This is a genomic window from Streptomyces sp. NBC_01176 (assembly GCF_045039825.1).
Classification (GTDB): domain Bacteria; phylum Actinomycetota; class Actinomycetes; order Streptomycetales; family Streptomycetaceae; genus Streptomyces.
This window is the reverse complement of sequence record NZ_CP108600.1, coordinates 2582667-2605736: the sequence shown is the minus strand read 5'-3', so window position 1 is coordinate 2605736 and position 23070 is coordinate 2582667. Positions and strand designations below refer to the sequence as shown.

Below are 23070 nucleotides of genomic sequence, written 5' to 3'. Positions count from 1 at the left end.
ACCATGCGTACAGCCCGAACAGCAGCAGCGGTGATAGCTGTGATCGCGCTCGCGGCCGGGTGCAGCAGCTCCGGCGGCAAGGACTCGGAGGACAAGGCGAGCGGCAGCGGGAACAGCGGCGGCAAGGCCGCCGGTACACCCCGTCTGAAGATCGCGATGGTGACGCACTCCGGCGAGGGCGACACCTTCTGGGACATCGTCCAGAGCGGCGCCAAGGCGGCGGCCGGCAAGGACAACGTCGACTTCCTGTACTCGAACGACAAGGAAGCCAACGGGCAGGCCCAGCTCGTCCAGGCCGCAATCGACAAGAAGGTCGACGGCATCGTCGTCACCCTGGCCAAGCCCGAGGCGATGAAGGACGTTCTCGCCAAGGCCGAGGCGGCCGGCATCCCGGTCGTCACGATCAACTCCGGTGCCGAGTTCTCCAAGCAGTTCGGGGCGCTCGCGCACTTCGGCCAGGACGAGTCGGTCGCCGGTGAGGCCATTGGTGACGAACTCAACAAACGCGGTCTCAAGAAGGCCGTCTGTGTCATCCACGAGCAGGGCAACGTCTCCCTGGAGCAGCGCTGCGCCGGCGTGAAGAAGACCTTCGACGGCTCGGTCGAGAACCTCAACGTCGACGGGACCAACGCCCCTGCCAGCCAGTCCTCCATCGAGGCGAAGCTCCAGGCGACCAAGGGCATCGACGCCGTCATCACGCTGGGCGCCCCGATCGCCGCCGTCGCGGTGAAGGCCAAGGCCGACGCGGGCAGCAAGGCCGAGATCGACACCTTCGACCTGAACGCCGAAGTGGTCAAGCGGCTCAAGGCCAAGGAGGTCGGCTTCGCCGTCGACCAGCAGCCCTACCTCCAGGGCTACGAGGCCATCGACATGCTGTGGCTCTACAAGAACAACGGCGATGTGCTCGGCGGTGGCAAGACGGTCCTCACCGGCCCGGCCATCGTCACCGAGAAGGACGCGCCGCAGCTCGAGAAGTACACCGCGCGCGGGACCCGCTGATGGGGTGCATGCTCCCCGTGTTCGATACTTGGGCGTTTGGGGCCGGCGAGAGGCCGGCCCCCGGGGCCTACGGAACGGCCCGCCGGGCCGCTCCGCGGGCCCCGGCGCACCAAGGAGCACAGCAAGAAGGGCACGGCCTCGTGGCACGGACTCGGACCTGGGTAAGCATCGCGCTCGCAGGGGCGCTGGGGGCGTCCCTCGCGGGATGCAGCAGCACCGGCGGGAAGCGGGCCGAGGATGCCCGCAAGGCGGCGTCCGCCCAGGGCAGGGCCGCGGTGAACACGCCCAGGTGGACCTTCGCGATGGTCACCCATTCGGGCGATGGCGACACGTTCTGGGACATCGTGCAGAGCGGCGCCAAGCAGGCCGCCGTCAAGGACAACATCAACTTCCTGTACTCGCACAACGCCGAGGCGCAGCAGCAGGCGCAGCTCGTCGACGCCGCGGTGGACAAGCGGGTCGACGGCATCATCGTCACGCTGGCCAAGCCGGACGCGATGAAGGCGGCCGTGGCGCGCGCGGAGAAGGCCGGCATCCCCGTGATCACGGTGAACTCCGGCTCCGAGCAGTCCAAGGCGTTCGGCGCGCTCACCCACATCGGCCAGGACGAGACCATCGCCGGCGAGGCGGTCGGCGACGAGCTGAACAAGCGGGGCCGCAAGAAGGCCCTGTGCATCCTGCACGAGCAGGGCAACGTCGGTCACGAGCAGCGCTGCGCCGGCGTCAAGAAGACCTTCCACGGCACCGTGCAGGACCTCTACGTCCAGGGCACCAGCATGCCCGACGTGCAGTCCTCCATCGGTGCCAAGCTCCAGGCGGACAAGTCCATCGACTCGGTCGTCACGCTCGGTGCCCCCTACGCGGACACCGCGGTCAAGGCCAGGAAGGACGCCGGCAGCGACGCCGAGGTGGACACCTTCGACCTGAACGCGAAGGTGGCCGCGGAGCTCAAGGACGGCACGCTCGGCTTCGCCGTCGACCAGCAGCCCTACCTCCAGGGGTACGAGGCCGTGGACCTGCTCTGGCTCTACAAGTACAACGCCGATGTCCTCGGCGGCGGCAAGCCGGTACTCACCGGACCGCAGATCATCACCAAGGATCAGGCCGCCGCGCTGGAGGAGTACACGAAGCGGGGGACCCGATGACCGCGACCGCACCCGCACCCGCGCCGTCGCCCGGCACCAAGGTCGACGAGCGCCTCGTGAAGACCTCGCCGCTGCGCAAGCTCATGGGCCGCCCGGAGCTCGGCTCCGTGGTCGGCGCGATCGCGGTCTTCCTCTTCTTCGCGATCTTCGCGGACAGCTTCGTACGGGCCGCCAGCCTGAGCACGGTCCTGTACGCCTCGTCGACCATCGGCATCATGGCCGTACCGGTCGCCCTGCTGATGATCGGCGGCGAGTTCGACCTCTCCGCGGGTGTCATGGTGACCAGCTCCGCGCTGATCTCCTCGATGCTCAGCTACCAGCTGACGGCGAACGTCTGGGTCGGCGTCCTCGTCTCGCTGGTCGTCACGCTCGGCATCGGCGTCTTCAACGGCGTGATGCTGACCCGCACCGACCCGCCCAGCTTCATCATCACGCTCGGCACCTTCCTGATGCTGACCGGTATGAACCTCGGCTTCACCAAGCTGATCAGCGGCACGGTCTCCACCAAGTCGATCGCCGACATGCAGGGCTTCTCCTCCGCCAAGGACGTCTTCGCCTCGACGATCACGATCGGCGGCGTCGACTTCAAGATCACCATCCTGTGGTGGCTGGCCCTGGTCGTCGTGGCCACCTGGATCCTGCTGCGCACCCGCGTCGGCAACTGGATCTACGCCGTCGGCGGCGGCGAGATGGCCGCCCGCGCGGTCGGCGTACCGGTCAACAAGACCAAGATCGGCCTCTACATGGGCGTCGCCTTCGGCGCCTGGATCTCCGGTCAGCACCTGCTGTTCTCGTTCGACGTCGTGCAGTCCGGCGAGGGCGTCGGCAACGAACTGATCTACATCATCGCGGCGGTCATCGGCGGCTGCCTGATCACCGGCGGCTACGGCTCCGCGGTCGGCGCGGCGGTCGGCGCGCTGATCTTCGGCATGGTGAGCAAGGGCATCGTGTTCGCCGAATGGAACCCGGACTGGTTCAAGTTCTTCCTCGGAGTGATGCTGCTCCTGGCGACCCTGCTCAACCACTGGGTCCGCAAGCGCGCGGAGGTGACGAAATGACGACGGACGCGGAAAAGACGGAACCGGCCTCCACGGAGGGCACGGCACTCGTCGAGCTCGACGACGTCAGTAAGTACTACGGCAACATCCGCGCCCTCGAAGGTGTCTCGCTGGTGGTGCACGCGGGAGAGATCTCCTGCGTGCTCGGCGACAACGGCGCGGGCAAGTCCACGCTGATCAAGATCATCGCGGGGCTGCACCAGCACGACGCGGGCACGCTGCGCATCGAGGGCGAGGAGACCCGGCTGTCGTCCCCGCGCGAGGCGCTGGACCGCGGGATCGCCACGGTCTACCAGGACCTCGCCGTCGTCCCGCTGATGCCGGTGTGGCGGAACTTCTTCCTCGGCTCCGAGCCGTCGAAGGGCACGGGTCCCTTCAAGCGCATGGACGTCGAGTTCATGCGCAGGACCACCCACGCTGAGCTGCTGCGCATGGGCATCGACCTGCGCGACGTCGACCAGCCCATCGGCACGCTGTCCGGTGGCGAGCGCCAGTGCGTGGCGATCGCCCGCGCCGTGTACTTCGGCGCCAAGGTCCTCGTCCTGGACGAGCCCACCGCCGCGCTCGGCGTGAAGCAGTCCGGCGTCGTCCTCAAGTACGTCGCCGCCGCCCGGGACGCCGGACTGGGTGTCGTCCTGATCACCCACAACCCGCACCACGCCTACCTGGTGGGCAACCGCTTCGTCCTCCTCAAGCGCGGCACCATGTTCGGCAGCCACACCCGCGAGGAGATCACCCTCGACGAGCTCACCCGCCAGATGGCGGGCGGCAGCGAACTCGACGACCTCCGCCACGAGCTGGAACGCACGACGTAGCCGACACGTCGGCTCCCCTCGCCCCCGGCCCGGCCCAGTGACGGGGCCGGCCCGGGAGGCGCCCCTCCTCGGACGGGCCTGGCAGCGTGCCCCTCCTTGGCGGCGCGGGGAGCTGCGCGACGGGCCACATCGGGCGCGTGCTCGGGGGGCGGCCCGTAGTTTTGGTCGGGTGGGCGTCACTTCTTCAACGGGGCTGGCCTGTCTTTGCTCAGGGGCGCGGGGAACGGCGCGACGCGCCACATAGGGCGCGTGCTCGGGGGACGGTCCGCGGTGTTGGTCGGGGCGGGCGTGGCTTCTTCGACTGGGGCTGGCCCGTCCCTGCTCAGGGGCGCGGGGAACGGCGCGACGAGCCACATAGGGCGCGCGCTCGGGGGACGGTCCGCGGTGTTGGTCGGGGCGGGCGTGGCTTCTTCGACGGGGTTGGCCTGTCTTTGCTCAGGGGCGCGGGGAGCTGCGCGACAAGCCACATCGGGCCCGCACCTTGAGACCGGCCCGCGGTTGTTCATCGAGCGCCGCCGCCCGCCCCACCGACCCGGCGACGCCCAGGCGCGCGCGGGGAACCGCGCGACAAGCCACAACGCGCCCCACCTCACAGACCGCCACCGAGGGTAACCGCACGCAACAGCCACCCCCCGCCCCCCACACCTCCCCGGCGAAGCAAAGCACGGCGGCGTGAGGCAGAATCGGCCCGATGAGCACCTACCGCGACCTCGCACACCGCGGCTCCGCGCGGGCCACCGTCCTGCGGACCGTCGGGACGCGCGAGCGCCGTTCCCACCTGACGGCGCCCCGCGTCCCCACCGTCGGTATCGACATCGGCGGTACGAAGGTGATGGCGGGTGTCGTCGACGCCGACGGCAACATCCTGGAGAAGCTCCGCGCCGAGACGCCGGACAAGTCCAAGAGCCCGAAGGTCGTCGAGGACACCATCGTGGAGCTGGTCCTGGACCTCTCCGACCGGCACGACGTGCACGCGGTCGGTATCGGCGCGGCAGGCTGGGTCGACGCGGAGCGCAACCGCATCCTCTTCGCCCCCCACCTCTCCTGGCGCAACGAACCCCTGCGCGACCGCCTCGCCGGCCGCCTCGCCGTACCGGTCCTCGTCGACAACGACGCCAACACCGCCGCCTGGGCGGAATGGCGCTTCGGCGCGGGCCGCGGCGAGGACAACCTCGTCATGATCACACTCGGCACCGGCATCGGCGGCGCGCTCCTCGAGGACGGCCAGGTCAAGCGCGGCAGGTTCGGCGTCGCGGGAGAGTTCGGCCACATGCAGGTGGTCCCCGGCGGCCACCGCTGCGCGTGCGGCAACCGCGGCTGCTGGGAGCAGTACAGCTCCGGCAACGCGCTGGTCCGCGAGGCCCGCGAACTCGCCGCCGCGGACTCCCCGGTCGCGTACGGGATCATCGAGCACGTCAAGGGCAACATCGCCGACATCACCGGCCCGATGATCACCGAGCTGGCCCGCGAGGGCGACGCCATGTGCATCGAGCTGCTCCAGGACATCGGCCAGTGGCTCGGCGTCGGCATCGCCAACCTGGCGGCCGCCCTCGACCCCTCCTGCTTCGTCATCGGCGGCGGCGTCAGCGCGGCCGACGACCTCCTGATCGGCCCGGCCCGCGACGCCTTCCGCCGGCATCTGACCGGCCGCGGCTACCGCCCCGAGGCCCGCATCGCCCGCGCCCAGCTCGGCCCCGAGGCCGGCATGGTCGGCGCCGCCGACCTCGCGCGCCTCGTCGCCCGCCGCTTCCGCCGCGCCAAGCGCCGCCGCGTGGAGCGCTACGAGCGGTACGAGCGCTTCACCGAGTCCCGTCGTACGACCCAGGGCACGCCGTGACCGCCTCGCTGCCGCGCCAGGCGTCACCGCCGGACGAGCCGCGGCGGCCGCCGGAGGACCCGCGCCGCAAGTTCCGCCGCCGGGCCCTGACCCTGCTGATCATCGTGCTGCTCATCGGTGTCCCGGCCGGGTACCTGGTGATCTCCGCCAACCAGAGCCGCGACAGCGGCAAGCAAAAAGAGGACAAGTACTCGGCGACCGGTCTCACGGCAGGCTGGCCCTCGAAGGTCCAGCGCCGCCTCTACCAGGTGGAGATCCCGCACCCGGCCGCCAAGGTCGCGTTCTACGAGACGAACAACTGGAAGACCAGCCGCCTCTACGCGCAGTTCCAGCTCACCAACGCGGGCCTGGACACCTTCCTCGCCAGCCTGGGAGCCGACCGGCGGGCGCTGACGAAGGACGACATCGCCATCAGCGCCCGCGACCAGAAGGTCACCGGCTGGAAGTTCTCGGTCCCCGGCCAGTGGTGGGGGCTGACCCGCAAGCAGAAGGACCCGGCGCCCACGCAGGACGTCGTGGTCAACCTGACCAATCCGACGTACCCCATGGTGTACGTCGTCTCGCGCACGGTCCCGTGACGAGCCGGTCCCGGCCGTCGCCGGGACCCGTTGTCAGACCCCGCCCGTAGAGTCGAAGACAACTGATTCGACCGAGGGGCGGGAGGTGACCGGACGTATGGGCGAGGGAGTCCCGAGGACCGACATGGCCGTGCCGGTGCGGCTCGCCGCCGTGTTCCTGCCCGCACCCCTGCCGCGTGACGGGCGGGTCGCCTTCTGGGACCCGGACGGCGGGCCCCTGCCCGCCCTAGGCGGCGGACAGCCGGTCACCCCGGACGAGGGATCCCCGGCCACCCGGGACAAGGGATCCCCGGCCACCCGGGACAAGGGATCGCCCGCCTCCCCGGACAGGGCAGAAGCCCCGGCCTCCGCGGCCGGCCCCGCCAGTGAGCCGCCGCACGACCCGACCCGGCTCACGGTGGTACGACCGCACGGTTCCGGGGTCCGCCGGAGCACCGTCCCCGTGCTCACCCTGCCGATCGCCGAGGCCCTGCCGCTGCTCGCCGGAGCCCGTCGCGACCGCGCCGCCCACCCCGCCACGGCCTGCTGGGGCGCGGCGACCCTGCACGCGCTGCGCCTCGTCGCGCGCGGCCGGCTGCTGCCCGGGCTGACACCGGAGGGCCTCGACGCCTGGCGCGCGGGCCCGCTCGACCCGGACGACATCGCGCACCTCCGCGCCGTGGCAGCCGCCCTCCCGTACGAGGGGCATGCCGTCCCCCTCCCCGGCAAGGGCCCTCTGCGGCTGCCCGAACCGGAAGCGCTGATCCGCGCGTTCCTGGACGCGGTCGCCGACACCCTGCCGCGCACCCCCGCGGCTCCCCACATCTCGGGCAAGCCCTTCGCGGCCCGCGAACCGCAGCGGCTGCCCGCCGCCCACGACTGGGCCGCAGAGGTCGCCGCGGGCATGGACGCGGGCGTACGGATCTCGCTCCGCCTGGACCTGTCGGCGTACCAACTCTTCGAGGACGGCGGGGGAGCGGGCCGCGCGGGCGCCGCCGTCGTCCAGGTGCACAGCCTCGCCGACCCCACGCTCGTCGTCGACGCCGCGGCGCTGTGGGCGGGGGAGGCCGACGCGACCTTCGGCCCGCGCGCCCGGGTGGACGCGGCACTCGCCGTACGCCGCGCGGCCCGCGTCTGGCCGCCCCTGGACCGCCTCTCGGAACAGGACGTGCCCGACGTCCTCGCGCTCTCCGAGGAGGAGCTGTCCGACCTGCTCGGCGTCGCGGCGACCCGCCTCGGCGCGGCCGGTGTAGCCGTGCACTGGCCCCGGGACCTCGCCCACGACCTGCGCGCGGCCGCGGTGGTGCGCTCCGCCCCCGGGTCGGCCACGGACGGTACGGGGTTCTTCGAGAGCGAGGAACTCCTCCAGTTCCGCTGGCAGTTGGCGCTCGGCGGGGATCCGCTCACCGAGGCCGAGATGGACGCGCTCGCCGAGGCCCACCGTCCGGTCGTCCGGCTGCGGGACCAGTGGGTGCTGGTCGACCCGGCCCTCGTACGGAAGGCCCGCAAGCGCGAACTGGGCCTGCTGGACCCGGTCGACGCGCTCTCCGTGGCACTGACCGGCACCGCGGAGGTCGACGGCGAGACGGTCGAGGCCGTACCGGTCGGCGCGCTCGCCGTGCTGCGCGACCGCCTGACGGCCGGCGTCACCCCCGTGGAGCCGCCACCGGGTCTCCAGGCGCGCCTGCGGGACTACCAGCTCAGGGGTCTCGCCTGGCTGGATCTCATGACCTCGCTCGGCCTCGGCGGCTGCCTCGCCGACGACATGGGGCTGGGCAAGACCATCACCGTCATCGCCCTGCACCTGCGCCGGGCCCACGCCGAACCGACCCTGGTCGTCTGCCCGGCCTCGCTGCTGGGCAACTGGCAGCGGGAGATCACCCGCTTCGCCCCCGGCGTCCCCGTCCGCCGCTTCCACGGATCCGACCGCACCCTCGACGGCCTCGACGGAGGCTTCGTCCTCACCACCTACGGCACGATGCGCTCGGCCGCGCCCCGGCTCGCCCAGCAGGCCTGGGGCATGGTCGTCGCGGACGAGGCACAGCATGTCAAGAACCCCTACTCGGCGACGGCGAAGGCCCTGCGGACCATCCCGTCCCCCGCGCGCGTCGCGCTGACCGGCACCCCCGTGGAGAACAACCTGTCCGAGCTGTGGGCCCTCCTGGACTGGACGACCCCCGGCCTGCTCGGCCCCCTGAAATCCTTCCGCGCCCGGCACGCACGCGCGGTGGAGAACGGCGAGGACGAGGAGGCGGTGGTCCGCCTGGCCCGCCTGATCCGCCCCTTCCTGCTCCGCCGCAAGAAGTCCGACCCCGGGATCGTCCCCGAGCTCCCGCCCAAGACGGAGACGGACCATCCGGTGCCGCTGACCCGTGAACAGGCGTCCCTCTACGAGGCGGTGGTCCGTGAGTCGATGCTCGCGATCGAGACCGCCGAGGGCATCGCCCGGCGCGGCCTCGTCCTCAAGCTGCTGACCTCCCTCAAGCAGGTGTGCAATCACCCGGCCCTGTTCCTGAAGGAGGACGCGCAGGCCGCCGCCCATGGACCCGCCGCCCGCTCCGGGAAGCTGGCCCTGCTCGACGAGCTCCTGGACACCCTGCTCGCGGAGGACGGCTCGGCACTCGTCTTCACCCAGTACGTGGGGATGGCCCGTCTGATCACCGCCCACCTCGCCGCACGCGCGGTCCCGGTGGAACTCCTGCACGGCGGCACCCCGGTCGCCGAACGCGAACACCTGGTGGACCGCTTCCAGAGCGGCGAGACCCCGGTCCTGGTGCTGTCCCTCAAGGCGGCGGGCACCGGGCTGAACCTCACCCGGGCCGGTCATGTCGTCCACTTCGACCGGTGGTGGAACCCCGCGGTCGAGGAGCAGGCGACCGACCGCGCCTACCGCATCGGCCAGACCCAGCCCGTCCAGGTCCACCGCCTCATCACCGAGGGCACGGTCGAGGACCGCATCGCCGAGATGCTCGAAGCGAAGCGGGCGCTGGCCGACGCGATCCTCGGCTCCGGAGAGGCCTCCCTGACCGAGCTGACCGACCGCGAGCTGTCGGACCTGGTCTCACTCCGGAGGTCCGAGTGAGCGCTTCCACGGACGAGGGACGACCCGAGCCGGCCGAGACGGAGGATCGGCTCCGGCAGACCGGGTCCCCGGACGAGACGGGCGCGGTGACCGTACCGGCAGTACCGGCAGTACCGGCCGGGCCGGCCGTACCGGACGGACCGAACGGACCGGCAGGATCCACCGGATCCACCGGATCCACCGGATCCACCGGACTGGCGGGACCGGCGGAGACTGAGACACCGACCGGATCGGCGGGACCGGCGGAGTCCGCGGGACCGGCGGAGTCCGCAGGACCGGACGGGTCGGGAGAGGCCCGCGCCGAGGGATCCTCACGCCCCGCGACCGAGGGCGCGCGCCCCGCCGACGCGGCCCGCCGCGCCCTGCGGGCCGCGCGGGAGCGCGAGGGCCGGGGGACGGGGGCCGAGGACGAGTTGGGGCCGCCGACCGAGGCGACCCCGGTCACGCCAGTCACCCCGGTCACTCCGGGCGGCCGACCGGGCGACGCGGCCCGCCAGGCACTGCGCCGCGCCGCCGCGAGGGGGAGCGTCCCTGGTGCTGGTGCTGGTGCTGGTGCTGGTGCCGGTGCCGGTGTTGCCGGTACCGGTGAAGTGTCGGTTGCGGAGGGCACCTCCGGGCCACCCCCGGAGCCCGCGGCGTCGAGGCCCGCGGCGTCCGACGAACACTTGGCGCTGCGTGGCTCCACCGCCACGGACGCGACCGGACCGGACGGCCGGATCGGTACGGCTCCGGGCGGCACGCGTCCGGGTGACGCCGCCCGCCAGGCCCTGCGCGCCGCACGCAGCGAAGCACGGCAGGCGCGGACGGAGGCGGAGAGCGAGGCGGCCGAGGCCCGACGCCGGTTCGCCGACCGCACACCGCCGACCGGTTCTCCGGCCCGGCGGACCCCGCGTGCCCACGAACCGGGAGCGCGGACCCGGGACGTACGGGACCTCCTCGCCGGAGCCTTCGAGCCGCCCGACACCGATCCCCGACCCCGTACGACGCGACCGCCGGGCCGCGACGCCGCGCAGCTGCCCGGCGTGCCTACCGCCGCACGTCCCAAGACGCCCGACGCAGGGACCCAAAACCGCCGGGTCACACCTTCGGAAGCCCCCCGAGAGGACATCGCGGCGGTCGAGCCCTCCGAGCCCGCCGAGACCACGGAGACCGCCGGGTCGACCGCGCCGGCCACGGACACCGCCGGGTCGACCGCGGAGAGGACACGCACCACCCGGCCGATCCGGGCGGCTTCCCCGGCGAACGCCCGGAGTGCTCGGACCGCCGGGACGACGGAGCCCCCCGAGGACGAATCCGTCGTGCCGGGGGAGCGGGGCGCCCCCGGCACGGGGCGGCTGCCGCGGTCCATGGGGTCCCCGGGGCGGGACGGGGAGCTGCGCCGTACGTTCCCCACGCTCCCGGCACGTACGCCGGAAGACGAGGCGTTCGCGCGGACGTGGTGGGGCAATGCCTGGGTGAGCGCCCTGGAGGAGGGCGCGCTCGACGCGGCACGGCTGGCGCGGGGGCGGGCCTACGCGGACAAGGGGCGGGTCGACGCCATCACGGTCACCCCGGGGCTGGTGCTGGCGTACGTGCACGGGAGCCGTCCGCGGCCCTATCGCGTGCAGGTGGCTCTGCGGACACTGGACGACGGGGACTGGGACCGCTTCCTCGACGCGGCCGCCGAGCGTCCCGGCCACATCGCGGCGCTGCTCGACAAGGAGATGCCCCGCTCGCTCGCCGACTGCGGGGTCGACCTGCTTCCCGGCCCCGGCGACCTCGCACCCCACTGCAGCTGCCCCGACTCCGGCCACCCCTGCAAACACGCGGCGGCGCTCTGCTACGAGACGGCACGTCTGCTGGACGAGGACCCGTTCGTCCTGCTTCTGCTGCGTGGCCGGGGTGAGCGTGAGCTGCTCGACGGACTCTCCCGCCGCAACGCGGCCCGTGCGGCCCGCGCCGCCCAGGACCAGGAACCGGCGTCCCTTCCCGGCGTACGGGCCCGGGACGCCCTCGCCCGCCGGAGCCTGCCACCCCTTCCCGCCCCCCTCCCCGCGCCCGCGCACCCCGAGCAGCCGCCGACCTACCCCGGTGCACCGGGCGGTCCGGACCCGTTCGCGCTGGACCAGTTGGCCACGGACGCGGCGGCCCGCGCCCACGCGCTGCTGACCGCTGGCCGTGATCCGGTGGCGGAGCTGACCCTCTGGCAGGACGCGGTCCGGCTCGCCGCCGCCCGCCCCGGTTCCGGACTCACCGCGGCCACGCGCGCCCTCTACTCCTCGCTTGCCTCGGCCGCCGGCCGCACCCCGGCCGACCTGGCGCGTGCGGTCGCCGCGTGGCGCCAGGGCGGCATCGAGGGGCTGAGCGTTCTCGAGGAGCCCTGGGACCCGCCCGCGGGCCGCTTCGACCGAGCCCGTCCGCTCCTGCTCGCGGCCGACCTCCCCGCCTTCCGCCCCTGGCGCAACCACCTCACCCACCCCCGCGGCCACGCCCAGCTGCGCCTGGGCCACGACGGTCTCTGGTACGCCTACGAATCGGAACCCGGTCAGGACGACTGGTGGCCGCGCGGCACCCCCGACCTCGACCCCGTCGGCGCCCTCACGGGCCTCGGCGCACCCGGAGAGTTCTGACGCGAACCCCTCGCGAAGCCGTCTCCCCAGGCGGCGGGCTCGTGGGCCGAGCACTCACGCCGGGAAGGGGCGTGCACAGGGGCGTGCTCGTCGCGGCTCAGGTCCGCACGCACTGTTCGATGATCGAGGCGACGTGCTGTACCGCGGGTGGGTTGCGGTGTGCCCGGCGGGCCAGGACGAGATCGATGGTCTCCGCCTCGGCGAGCGGTACGTAGGTCACGCCGTCGAGCCGCAGGCTCCGCACCGACTGCGGCACGAGCGCCACGCCGTGCCCCGCGGCCACGAGGACGACGAGCGTCGCGGTCTCGCCGACCTCGACGAGGGACGAGGGCTGGAAACCCGCGCGGGCGCAGGCCGACAGGACGCGGTCGTACATGGCGGACCGCGGCTGCGAGGGGTGGATGACGAAGGGTTCGTCGGCCAGCGCGCTCAGCGCGATCCGCTCGTCGGCCGCCAGCGGATGGTGGGCCGGCAGCACGGCCATCAGCGGTTCGGTGCGCAGTGGCGTGAGGTGCACACCCTCGACCCCGCCCGCGCCCGCACGGGACACGGCGAGGTCGTAGACGCCGGTGAGCAGGCCGTCCACGAGCTCCGGGGTGATCATTTCACCGCGCAGGTCAAGGGTGAGGTGAGGCAACTGGGACCGTACGGTGCGGGCCACGCGGGGCAGGACGTCGTAGGTGGCGGTTCCGATGAACCCGACGGAGACGCGGCCGGCGTGGCCGGTGGCGAGCTCCGCCATGTGAACCCGTGCGCGCTCGGCCTCGGTGACCAGCGTACGGGCGTACGGGGTCAGGTGACGGCCCGCCTCGGTGAGCTCCACGTGCCGGGTCGAGCGGTGGAAGAGGGCGATGCCGAGTTCGCGTTCCAGCGCCTTGATCTGCTGGGAGAGGGCCGGCTGGGCGACGTGCAGACGGGCCGCCGCGCGCCCGAAGTGGCACTCCTCCGCGAGAGTGAGGAAATAGCGGGCCTGACGCAGTTCCATGGCCCCAGCTTATAAGGCCACCTTATTAATCGCTCGGCACTGTGTCTTGGACGTGATGAAGCGGGCGACCTACCGTGAATACGTGACCGACAGTTATGTGTACGCAGCGACAAGGACACCCTTCGGACGGTTCTCCGGCGCTCTCGCCGGCATACGGCCCGACGACCTGGCGGCGCTCGCCGTGAACGGGGTCCTGGCCAAGGTGCCGGGGCTCGATCCGAGCGGTATCGACGACGTGGTCTGGGGAAACGCCAACGGCGCCGGCGAGGACAACCGCAACGTCGGCAGGATGGCCGTGCTCCTGGCCGGACTGCCCACCTCGGTTCCCGCCACGACCGTCAACCGGCTGTGCGGCTCCTCCCTGGACGCGGCGATCATCGCCTCCCGGGCCATCGAGACCGGTGACGCCGACATCGTGCTCACCGGCGGGGTGGAATCGATGACCCGGGCTCCGTGGGTGCTGCCCAAGCCCGAGCGCGGCTATCCCGTCGGCGATGTGACCGCCGTGTCCACGGCGGTCGGCTGGCGGCTGGTCAACGAGCGCATGCCGAAGGAGTGGACGGTCTCCCTGGGCGAGGCCAACGAGCAGCTGGCCGACCGTTTCGACATCCCGCGGCACCGGCAGGACGAGTTCGCCGTCCGCTCCCACAACCTCGCCGACGCCGCCTGGGAGGCAGGCTTCTACGACGACCTGGTGACGCCGGTCGCGACCGACGGCAAGGGCGGCACGCTCGCCCGGGACGAGGGCATCAGGCCCGGGTCCACGATCGACAAGCTCGCCGCTCTCAGGCCGGCCTTCCGCCCCGACGGTGTGATCACGGCGGGCAACTCCTCGCCTCTGAACGACGGCGCCTCCGCCGTGCTGCTCGGGTCAGGGGCCGCCGCCACACGTATCGGTGTCGATCCGCTGGCCCGCATAGCAGGGCGTGGAGTGTTCGCACTGGATCCGCAGATGTTCGGCTTCGCGCCGGTGGAGGCGGCCAACCGGGCCCTGAAGAGCGCCGGCATCACCTGGTCCGACGTCTCCGCGGTCGAACTCAACGAGGCGTTCGCGGTGCAGGCGGTGGCCTGCGTGGACGCCTGGAAGATCGACCCCGCGATCGTCAACGCCAAGGGCGGGGCCATCGCCATCGGCCACCCGCTGGGCGCTTCCGGCGGCAGGCTCCTGGGCACGCTCGCCCACCGGCTGAGGGAGTCCGGCGGGAGATGGGGCGTCGCGGCGATCTGCATCGGCGTGGGCCAGGCGCTCACCGTCGTCCTGGAGAACGTCACGGAGACCGCCCGATGACCGTGCGGGTGTGTGCCCACGCCGACGAGGCCGTCGCCGGGATCGAGGACGGCTCGACGGTGCTGGTCGGCGGCTTCGGGATGGCCGGAATGCCTGTCGATCTGATCGACGCGCTCATCCGCCAGGGCGCGAAGGACCTGACGGTCGTGTCCAACAACGCCGGCAACGGCGACACGGGGCTGGCCGCGCTGCTGGCGAAGGGACGGGTCCGTAAAGTCGTCTGTTCCTTCCCCCGGCAGTCCGACTCGTACGTCTTCGACGGCCTCTACCGGGCGGGCGAGCTGGAGCTGGAAGTGGTGCCGCAGGGCAACCTCGCGGAGCGGATCAGGGCGGCCGGTGCGGGTATCGGCGCCTTCTTCTGCCCCACCGGAGCCGGGACCCTGCTGGCCGAGGGCAAGGAGACCCGCGTCATCGACGGCCGTACCTACGTCCTGGAGTACCCGATCAAGGGCGACGTCGCGTTGATCGGCGCCCACCGGGCCGACCGCATGGGCAACCTCGTCTACCGCAAGACCGCCCGCAACTTCGGGCCCGTCATGGCCACCGCCGCGACCACCGTGGTCGCCCAGGTCCGCGAGATCGTCGACACCGGCATGATCGACCCCGAGACCGTGGTGACGCCGAGCATCTATGTCGACCGCGTGGTGCAGGAGGCGACCGCATGAACCCGATCCGACGCACGACGGACAGTGAGCGCGGCCCACTGGGCAAGTCCGAGATCGCCGCCCTGGTGGCCCGCGACATCCCCCACGGCTCGTTCGTCAATCTCGGCATCGGCCAGCCGACTCTCGTCGCCGACCACCTGCCGGCCGACTCCGGTGTGGTGCTCCACACCGAGAACGGCATGCTCAACATGGGTCCCGCCGCCCAGGGCGAGGAGATCGACCACGACCTCACCAACGCCGGCAAGGTTCCCGTGACCGAACCGCCCGGAGCGGCCTACTTCCACCACGCGGACTCCTTCGCCATGATGCGCGGCGGTCACCTGGACATCTGCGTCCTGGGGGCCTTCCAGGTCTCCGCGGCCGGAGACCTCGCCAACTGGCACACCGGCGCACCCGACGCCATCCCCGCCGTCGGCGGAGCCATGGACCTGGCGATCGGTGCCAAGAAGGTCTTCGTCATGATGACGCTGTTCACGAAGAGCGGCGCCCCCAAGCTGGTTCCCCGCTGCACCTACCCGCTGACCGGGCTGGGTTGCGTCGACCGCGTCTACACCGACCTCGCGGTCTTCGACATCACCCCGGCGGGCGTCACGGTGCGGGAGACCTTCGGCATCACCGTCGACGACCTCGCGGGCCGCCTCGAACTGCCGCTCCTGCCCACCGCGGCCTGACACCCACTCAAAATCCGTACCGCGTCCGGGTTTTCGGGTCGGGTCCGGCTGCCCCGGCGGTCCTTCCCGGCCGGTGATCCGAGCCGGAGCACACCGTCTCCGCCGGCCCCCACGACAGGGCCGTGCGCGGGGGAGCCGGGGCCGACAGGGTCCTGTCCGACGCGGACCCGCCACGGTCTCGCCACGGACCCGACGCGGACCCGCCACGGACCTGGCGTGGACCCGCGCGGAACTGATGTGGACCCGACGCGGACTCGCCACAGACCCGACGCGGACCCGCGCGGAACTGACGTGGACCCGCCACGGACCGACACGGACCGGCGCGGACCGCCACGGACCCGACACGAGCCGGCGCGGCCCGCGACCCGCCGGTCTTCCCGAATCCGCCACTCCTTGGCATTCCCGCCGACATCGCCTCACGCCATTCCGCGCCCGCCCGCCCCGTCCCACACTGACGTCTCCGGCAGTGCCGCCGGATTCACGAAAGGCCATCACGAACATGCCGGAATTCAACGACGGGACCCCAGAGACCGAACTGCCCTCCGACTCCATCGTGACCACAGAGGTCGTCGTCGTAGGCTCCGGGCCGGCGGGCGCCTCCGCCGCACTGCTGCTGTCGACACTCGGCGTCGACACCATCATGATCACCAAGTACCGGTGGACCGCGAACACGCCCCGGGCGCACATCACCAACCAGCGCGCCATGGAGGTCTTCCGCGACCTCGGCATCGAGGCCCAGGTCCTCGCGGACGCCACCGAGCACGGCCTGGTCGGGGACACCGTGTTCTGCACGAGCATCACCGGAGAGGAGATCGGCCGCATCCACACCTGGGGGACCCGCCCCGACCGTGAGGCCGACTACCGGCTCGCGTCCCCCTGCCTGACCGTGGACATCCCCCAGACCTACCTGGAACCGATCCTGGTACGGAACGCGACGCAGCGCGGTGCCCACACACGGTTCTCCACCGAGTACCTCTCCCACACCCAGGACGCCGACGGCGTCACCGTCGAGGTTCTCGACCGTCTGACCGGCGCGCGGTACAGCATTCGCGCCAAGTACCTGATCGGCGCCGACGGCGCCCGCTCGAAGGTGGCCGCCGACATCGGCCTGCCGTTCGAGGGCGCGATGGACATCGCCGGGTCGATGAACATCACCTTCAAGGCGGACATCTCCCGGTACGTCTCCCACCGGCCCTCCGTCCTGTACTGGGTCGTACAGCCGGGCTCGAACGTGGGCGGCATCGGCGCGGGCCTGGTCCGCATGATCCGCCCCTGGAACGAGTGGCTGATCGTGTGGGGCTACGACATCGCCGACGAGCCCCCCGTCGTGGACGAGCAGGCGGCGATCCAGATCGTACGGAATCTCCTCGGCATGCCGGACCTGGACGTCGAGATCACGGGCACCAGCCTCTGGGGCAACAACGAGATGTACGCGAGCCGTCTGCACCTCGGCCGGGTGTTCTGCGCCGGCGACGCCGTGCACCGGCACCCGCCGAGCAACGGCCTGGGCTCCAACACCTCGGTCCAGGACGCCTACAACCTCGCCTGGAAGCTGGCCGCCGTGCTCAGAGGCCACGCCGCTCCGGCACTGCTGGACACCTACACCGAAGAGCGCGCCCCCGTCGCGGAACGCATCGTGAAGCGGGCCAACCGGTCCAGCCGGGAGTTCGTGGACATCTTCCGGTCCCTCGGCGTCCTCGACGCGCGGACCGAGGCGGAGATGGCCGCCGCGATCGAGGAACGCAAGGACAACACCCCCGCGGGCGCCGCCAAACGGGCCGCGCTCGTACGAGCCATGGACCTGAAGAACTACGAGTTCAACGCGCACGGCGTCGAACTGGGCCAGTTCTACGCCTCCTCGGCGGTCCTGTCCGACGGGTCCACTCGCCCCGCCCCCGCCCGGGACACCGACCTCTACTACGAGATGTCCACGGTTCCCGGCTCTCACCTGCCGCACGCCTGGGTCGGCGACAGCAGCCGCCGCCTCGCGCTGATGGACCTCGCCCCCTACACCCGGTGGACGCTGCTCACCGGCATCGCCGGCGAGGCGTGGGCACAGGCCGGCGAGAAGATCGCCCAGGAACTCGGCGTCCCGCTCGAGACCGTCGTCATCGGTCCGGGCCGTGAAGTCACCGACCTGTACTACGACTGGGCGAAGTTGCGCGAGGTCGAGGAGAGCGGAGTGCTGCTGGTGCGTCCGGACAAGCACATCGCGTGGCGCGCCATGACCCTGCCCGAAAACCCCGAGGACCACCTTCGACAGGCACTGCTCTCGATCCTCGGAAGGGACTGAGCACGATGCGTTTCCACCACGACACCCTGCCGCAGAGGGTGCGCTTCGCCTCCGGCGAAGCGGCCGAGAGCCTCATGGACGAGATCGCCTCCCTCGGCGCCCGACGCGTGATGGTGATCGCCGGCGCCGGTGAGCGCGAGATCGCCGAGCGCGTCACGGGCGGTCTGCCCGTCGTCCACCGGCACGACGACGTCGTGATGCACGTCCCCGTCGAGGTCGCCGGACGAGCCCGCGAGGCGGCCGCCGCGCACGACGCCGACGTCCTGGTCAGCATCGGCGGAGGCTCGACCACCGGCCTGGCCAAAGCGGTCGCGCTCACCACCGGCCTGCCGATCGTCGCCGTTCCCACCACCTACGCCGGTTCCGAGGCCACCCCCGTCTGGGGACTGACCGAGGGCTCCGCCAAGACCACCGGCACCGACCCCAGGGTCCTGCCGCGCGCGATCGTCTACGACGCCTCGCTGACGCTGAGCCTGCCCGCCGAGCTGAGCGCCGCCTCCGGCCTGAACGCCGTGGCGCACTGCGTCGACTCCCTGTGGGCCCCCCGCACCGACCCCGTCAACCAGGCCCTCGCCGCCGAGGGGGTCCGGGCGCTCCGCACCGGACTGCCCATGGTCGTCAAGGAACCCGACGCACTGCCCGGCCGTGAGCAGGCGCTCTACGGCGCCTACCTGTCGGCCCTGGCCTTCGCGTCCGCCGGATCAGGGCTCCACCACAAGATCTGCCACGTCCTGGGAGGCATGTTCAACCTCCCGCACGCCGCCACCCACGCCGTCGTCCTCCCGTACGTCCTCGCCTTCAACGGGGCCGCGGCCCCCGAAGCCGAGACACGTCTCGCGGCGGCCTTCGGCACACCCACCGCCCGGGAGGGTCTCGCCCGGCTGCGCGACCAGCTCGACGCGCCGCGCTCGCTGCGCGACCTCGGTATGCCGTCCGGCGGCATCGCCGCGGCGGCCGAGGCCGTGGTCGCCGCCGCCCCGGCCGGCAACCCGAGCCCGGTCACCCCGCAGGCGATCACCGACCTGCTCCGGACGGCCTGGGAAGGAGCCGAACCGCGATGACCCACACCCCCGACACCACCGAAGACGTACCCGACGACAAGCAGCAGGGCATCGAAGCTGAGGTCACACGTCGAGTCCTGGAGTCCTTCGCCGACTGCACCGATCCACGGCTGCGGAAGGTGCTGGAGTCCCTCGTCCGGCACCTGCACGCGTTCGTCCGGGACGTCCGGCTCACCGAGAGGGAATGGGACCTGGGCATCGACTTCCTCACCCGCACCGGCCACATCACCGACGACCGGCGCCAGGAGTTCATCCTCCTGTCGGACGTCCTCGGTGTCTCGATGCAGACCGTCGCCGTCAACAACGAGGCGTACGGCGAGGCCACCGAAGCCACCGTCTTCGGACCGTTCTTCGTCGAGGACAGCCCCGAGATCGAGCCGGGGGGCGACATGGCCTTCGGCGCCGGTGGTGAACCGTGCTGGGTCGAGGGCACCGTGACCGACACCGCGGGCACACCGGTCCCCGGGGCACGCGTCGAGGTGTGGGAGGCCGACGAGGACGGCTTCTACGACACCCAGTACGACGACGACCGCACCGCCGCGCGAGCCCACCTGTTCACCGACAAGGACGGTCGCTACCGCTTCTGGGGGCTGACCCCCACCCCGTACGCCATCCCCCACGACGGCCCGGTCGGGCAACTCCTGGCAGCGACCGGCCGGTCACCCATGCGTGCCTCGCACCTCCACTTCATGGTCAGCGCACCCGCTCTGCGCACCCTGGTCACCCACATCTTCGTCCGCGGTGACGAACTCCTCGACAGCGACGCCGTCTTCGGTGTGAAGGAGTCCCTCGTCAAGGACTTCCAGACGCAGGGACCGGGCAGCCCGACACCCGACGGACGTGACCTGGCGGACCGGGTCTGGTCCCGTGTGCGGTTCGACATCGTGCTCGCCCCCGACGGCACCTGACCGTTCCGGACGGACCCGGGTGGCGGCTCCGACCCGGCCGCCGGCACCCCATGCCGGCGGCCCGGTCCACGTTCATCCCCCGACGCGTCCACCACGCAGGACATCAGCGGCCCCCACGCCGTGTCGCTCCTTGAACCGGTGCGAGAAATAGGAGGCCGACCCGAACCCACAGGCCGCTCCCGCCTCGGCGACGCTCCCGGTCCATCCCGCGGCGAGCATCGAGCGGGCGCGGTCGAGACGGCGACCGAGGAGGTACTGCGGCAGGCTTTCCCCGCCGTGGGCGAACACACGTGACAGATGCCGCTCGCTGACCCCGATGCCCCGGGCGACGTGCGCCGCGGACAGCCCCGGCTCCGTCAGGTGCTCATCGATGTAGGCCCGGGCCGTCGCGAGGTGAACGGCCGCCGTGGTCGGCGGGCGGCCCGACACCACGCTGCCGAGCAACTCCAGCACGATGTCCTCCTCCACGGCCTCGGACGATTTCGGCAGCACCGCCCGGTCGACCATCCGGGCCAGCACCCTGGCCTGCGCGGCGCCCTCGTCGACGTCGAAGACCATGGGCTGGGCGAGCCGCGGCCCGCCGAGATCCCGCCAGACCGACCGGGGTACCTTCACCGCCAGCTCTTCCAGCCCCTGCGAGAAGCCCCGGATGAAGGGCCGGTCCGCGTCGCAGACGATCAGCTGTCCCGGGTGCAGCACCCGCACCCCGTCATCGTGGTAGAAGAAGGCGTCCCCGGTGAGCGCGAAGTAGCACGCGATCGCCTCCGACGGCAGGTTCCGGACCACCGAGCGGGTCCGTTCCACGACATGGGGACTGCCCGCGACACGGGCCAGGTGGACGTGGGGCAGCTGGAGGTTGATCTCCGTCGCCTCCAGCGCGTCCTCACGCAAGGAGCGACAGTGCACGCCTATGAGGGCTGCCGCGTTGTGCGCCTCCCACAGGGCGACTCGCTGGCCCTCCGGGAGGCCGACCGTGCTGAACAGAACAGGGCCGGTTCCCATCCCGCTTGTCATCCCACCAGGGTAACGGCGTTCCGCGCCGAAGCTCAGGGCCGCCGGAACACTGTTCCACCGCGCTGGGCGACGGCGCGCCGTCCGGCTCAGGCGGTCAGGGAGGGGTAGTCGGTGTATCCGGTGGCGTCGCCGCCGGAGATGACCTCGGGCCGCAGCGCGTTGAGCGGGGAACCGTCGGCGAGGCGGCGCGGCAGGTCGGGGTTGGCGATGAAGAGGCGTCCGAAAGCGATGGCGTCGGCCCAGCCCGCGCGCAGGACGCGGGCGCTCTTGTCGGGGGTGTAGTTGCCGGCGGCGATGATGACGCCGGCGAACGCCTCGCGGAGTTTGATGCGGAAGTCGTCGTCGAGTTCCGGGCCGCCGGCCCAGTCGGGCTCGCACAGGTGGAGGTAGCCCAGCTCGCGCCGGTCGAGTTCACCGGCGATGTGCAGGCCCATCTCCAGGCCGTCGCTGTCGTCGAGGCCACCGACCTTGATCAGCGGAGAGACGCGCATGCCGACGTGGGCCGGATCCCAGGCGTCCACCACGGCGTCGACGACCTCCAGGGGGAAACGGGCGCGGTTGTCGACGCTGCCGCCGTACCGGTCCTCGCGGCGGTTGCTGCTGGTGGACATGAACTGCTGGAGAAGGTAACCGTTGGCGCCGTGGATCTCGACCATGTCGAAGCCCGCGGCACGGGCGTTGAGGGTCGCCCGGCGGTAGTCGTCGAGGACGCGGGGCAGTTCGTCGGCGGCCAGGGCGCGCGGGGTGGGCGGCTGGACGGACACGAGGCCCCCGTCGGGGCCCTGGATCCTGGTGGTGCCCTCGAACGGCAGGGCGCTGGCCGAGACGCCCGGCTCACCGTCGTGGACGGCGGGGTGGGTGATGCGTCCGACGTGCCACAGCTGGAGGACGATCCTGCCTCCCGCCTCGTGGACGGCGTCGGTGATACGGCGCCACCCGGCGACCTGGTCATCGGAGTAGATGCCCGGGGTGGCGTGGTAGCCCTTGCCCTCGGGGCTGATCTGGGTGCCCTCGGTGACGATCAAACCCGCGCCGGCGCGCTGGGTGTAGTACTCGCGCATGAGGTCGGTGGGGACGTCGCCGGGCTGGGCGGCGCGCATGCGCGTCAGGGGCGCCATGAACACGCGGTTGCGGGTGGTGAAGGCGGGCAGGGCGAGCTGATGGGTCAGACGGGGCATGGGTGTCCCTCCTGCCGGCAACGACCGGCTGTGATCGGGTGTTCTTGCGGATGTGGGCGGTGTCCCGGCGCCGGGCAGGCGGGTCCGTTTCAGTCGATGCCGTGCGTGGTCAGCAGGACGTCGACCGCCTTGCCGACGGAGTCCGGGTAGCGCCGGGTGCGCAGGACGTGGTCGGCCGCGCCGGCGTACAGCATGACGAGCTGCTCCGCGAGCGCCTCCGGCTCACGCGCCCCGGCGCGTTCGGCCTGGCGGCACACGTAGCCGTACAGCTGGTCCCGGTGGAAGCGTGCCTGCCGTGCCTCGGGGTGCGTCGGGTCGCGGAACTCGTCGGCGGTGTCCGCCGAGACGTCGCCCGGGGACTCGGGAGCCTCGCAGGAGACGCGCTGTGCTTCGAAGACTCCCAGCAACCGCTCACGTGGTGTGGCGTCGTCGGTCTCGTCGGGGAAGTCCCGTACGTGCCTGTCGCCGCGGTTGCGGGTTTCGACGTCCTCGGGGCTCAGGACGCGGCCGTCGTGGGCGCGCAGTTCGAGGCGGGCCACGGGCAGGCCGTCGCGCTTGTCGACGAGGCTGAGGCGTTCCTCGGCCGCGTCGAACAGGTGCTCCTCGCCCCACTGGCGCAGCGCGACGAGCGGTACCCGCAGTGTCTTCCCCTTCTCGGTCAGCCGGTATTCGGTGTAGGCGCTGCCGTCGGATGCCGGAGCGACGGCGAGGACGTCGCGTTCGACGAGCTTGGCGAGGCGGGCGCTGAGGATATTCCTGGCGCAGCCGAGGCTGCGCTGGAACTCGCTGAACCGGGTCATGCCGGACAGGGCGTCCCGGACGATGAGCAGCGACCACCAGTCGCCGATGTCACTCAGTGAACGAGCGATGGGGCAGGAAGCCCCGCTGAGATCTGTCTTGCGCAC

At 71.9% G+C, this 23070-nt stretch carries 18 protein-coding genes; 14 read left to right on the top strand and 4 right to left on the bottom strand.

Annotated elements, in window-relative coordinates:
• Positions 1 to 3: 3 nt before the first annotated feature.
• From OG199_RS11095 to OG199_RS11060, 8 genes are all read left to right on the top strand, one after another.
• On the top strand, positions 4 to 999 hold the full coding sequence (locus OG199_RS11095) for a sugar ABC transporter substrate-binding protein (RefSeq protein WP_356803589.1): 996 nt from the start codon (positions 4 to 6) through the stop codon (positions 997 to 999).
• Between the two features lie 140 nt (positions 1000 to 1139).
• Entirely contained in the window at positions 1140 to 2144 is a 1005-nt protein-coding gene (locus OG199_RS11090; RefSeq protein WP_356803587.1) for a sugar ABC transporter substrate-binding protein, read from the top strand.
• Positions 2141 to 3202 (top strand): ABC transporter permease, encoded by a 1062-nt coding sequence (locus tag OG199_RS11085; protein WP_401800944.1) that lies wholly within the window; start codon positions 2141 to 2143, stop codon positions 3200 to 3202. The genes OG199_RS11090 and OG199_RS11085 overlap by 4 nt, the downstream gene beginning before the upstream one ends.
• Entirely contained in the window at positions 3199 to 4017 is an 819-nt protein-coding gene (locus tag OG199_RS11080; protein WP_356803584.1) for an ATP-binding cassette domain-containing protein, read from the top strand. Before OG199_RS11085 ends, OG199_RS11080 begins: the two co-directional genes overlap by 4 nt.
• 691 nt (positions 4018 to 4708) lie before the next feature.
• Positions 4709 to 5854: an ROK family glucokinase gene (locus OG199_RS11075; RefSeq protein ID WP_356803582.1), complete on the top strand. Its 1146-nt coding sequence runs from the start codon at positions 4709 to 4711 to the stop codon at positions 5852 to 5854.
• Positions 5851 to 6432, top strand: coding sequence for a sugar kinase (locus tag OG199_RS11070; RefSeq protein ID WP_356803580.1), 582 nt, complete (start codon positions 5851 to 5853; stop codon positions 6430 to 6432). Before OG199_RS11075 ends, OG199_RS11070 begins: the two co-directional genes overlap by 4 nt.
• A 97-nt stretch (positions 6433 to 6529) precedes the next feature.
• The gene (locus OG199_RS11065) at positions 6530 to 9493 is read left to right on the top strand and encodes an SNF2-related protein (protein ID WP_405834498.1); all 2964 of its coding nucleotides are present in this window, start codon (positions 6530 to 6532) and stop codon (positions 9491 to 9493) included.
• 590 nt (positions 9494 to 10083) lie between these two features.
• Positions 10084 to 12102, top strand: a complete 2019-nt coding sequence (locus tag OG199_RS11060; RefSeq protein WP_405829281.1) for an SWIM zinc finger family protein — start codon at positions 10084 to 10086, stop codon at positions 12100 to 12102.
• Positions 12103 to 12199: 97 nt separating this feature from the next.
• Here OG199_RS11060 and OG199_RS11055 read toward each other — a convergent pair whose 3' ends face one another.
• Positions 12200 to 13087, bottom strand: coding sequence for a LysR family transcriptional regulator (locus tag OG199_RS11055; RefSeq protein WP_405829280.1), 888 nt, complete (start codon positions 13085 to 13087; stop codon positions 12200 to 12202).
• 55 nt (positions 13088 to 13142) lie between these two features.
• Here OG199_RS11055 and OG199_RS11050 point away from each other — a divergent pair, with 55 nt between their 5' ends.
• The 6 genes from OG199_RS11050 (at position 13143) to OG199_RS11025 (ending at position 19973) form a co-directional block, all read left to right on the top strand.
• Positions 13143 to 14375 carry a thiolase family protein gene (locus OG199_RS11050; RefSeq protein WP_405829279.1) on the top strand — a complete coding sequence of 411 codons (1233 nt, stop codon included), beginning with the start codon at positions 13143 to 13145 and terminating at the stop codon, positions 14373 to 14375.
• Complete coding sequence (locus tag OG199_RS11045) at positions 14372 to 15040, top strand: 3-oxoacid CoA-transferase subunit A (RefSeq protein WP_356805397.1); 669 nt, start codon at positions 14372 to 14374, stop codon at positions 15038 to 15040. Before OG199_RS11050 ends, OG199_RS11045 begins: the two co-directional genes overlap by 4 nt.
• The gene (locus OG199_RS11040) at positions 15037 to 15711 is read left to right on the top strand and encodes a 3-oxoacid CoA-transferase subunit B (RefSeq protein WP_401800934.1); all 675 of its coding nucleotides are present in this window, start codon (positions 15037 to 15039) and stop codon (positions 15709 to 15711) included. The genes OG199_RS11045 and OG199_RS11040 overlap by 4 nt, the downstream gene beginning before the upstream one ends.
• A 499-nt stretch (positions 15712 to 16210) precedes the next feature.
• Positions 16211 to 18004 (top strand): FAD-dependent oxidoreductase, encoded by a 1794-nt coding sequence (locus OG199_RS11035; RefSeq protein ID WP_401800932.1) that lies wholly within the window; start codon positions 16211 to 16213, stop codon positions 18002 to 18004.
• A 5-nt stretch (positions 18005 to 18009) separates the two neighbouring features.
• Complete coding sequence (locus OG199_RS11030) at positions 18010 to 19065, top strand: maleylacetate reductase (RefSeq protein WP_356805402.1); 1056 nt, start codon at positions 18010 to 18012, stop codon at positions 19063 to 19065.
• A complete protein-coding gene (locus tag OG199_RS11025) occupies positions 19062 to 19973 on the top strand; it encodes an intradiol ring-cleavage dioxygenase (protein WP_356805404.1) in 912 nt (303 codons plus the stop codon). The genes OG199_RS11030 and OG199_RS11025 overlap by 4 nt, the downstream gene beginning before the upstream one ends.
• A gap of 72 nt (positions 19974 to 20045) precedes the next feature.
• Here OG199_RS11025 and OG199_RS11020 read toward each other — a convergent pair whose 3' ends face one another.
• The 3 genes from OG199_RS11020 to OG199_RS11010 all read right to left on the bottom strand — a co-directional run bounded on the left by OG199_RS11020 (position 20046) and on the right by OG199_RS11010 (position 23070).
• A complete protein-coding gene (locus OG199_RS11020) occupies positions 20046 to 20987 on the bottom strand; it encodes a helix-turn-helix domain-containing protein (protein WP_401800930.1) in 942 nt (313 codons plus the stop codon).
• Positions 20988 to 21073: 86 nt separating this feature from the next.
• A complete protein-coding gene (locus OG199_RS11015) occupies positions 21074 to 22165 on the bottom strand; it encodes an alkene reductase (RefSeq protein ID WP_401800927.1) in 1092 nt (363 codons plus the stop codon).
• 89 nt (positions 22166 to 22254) lie between these two features.
• Entirely contained in the window at positions 22255 to 23070 is an 816-nt protein-coding gene (locus OG199_RS11010; protein WP_401800925.1) for a winged helix-turn-helix transcriptional regulator, read from the bottom strand.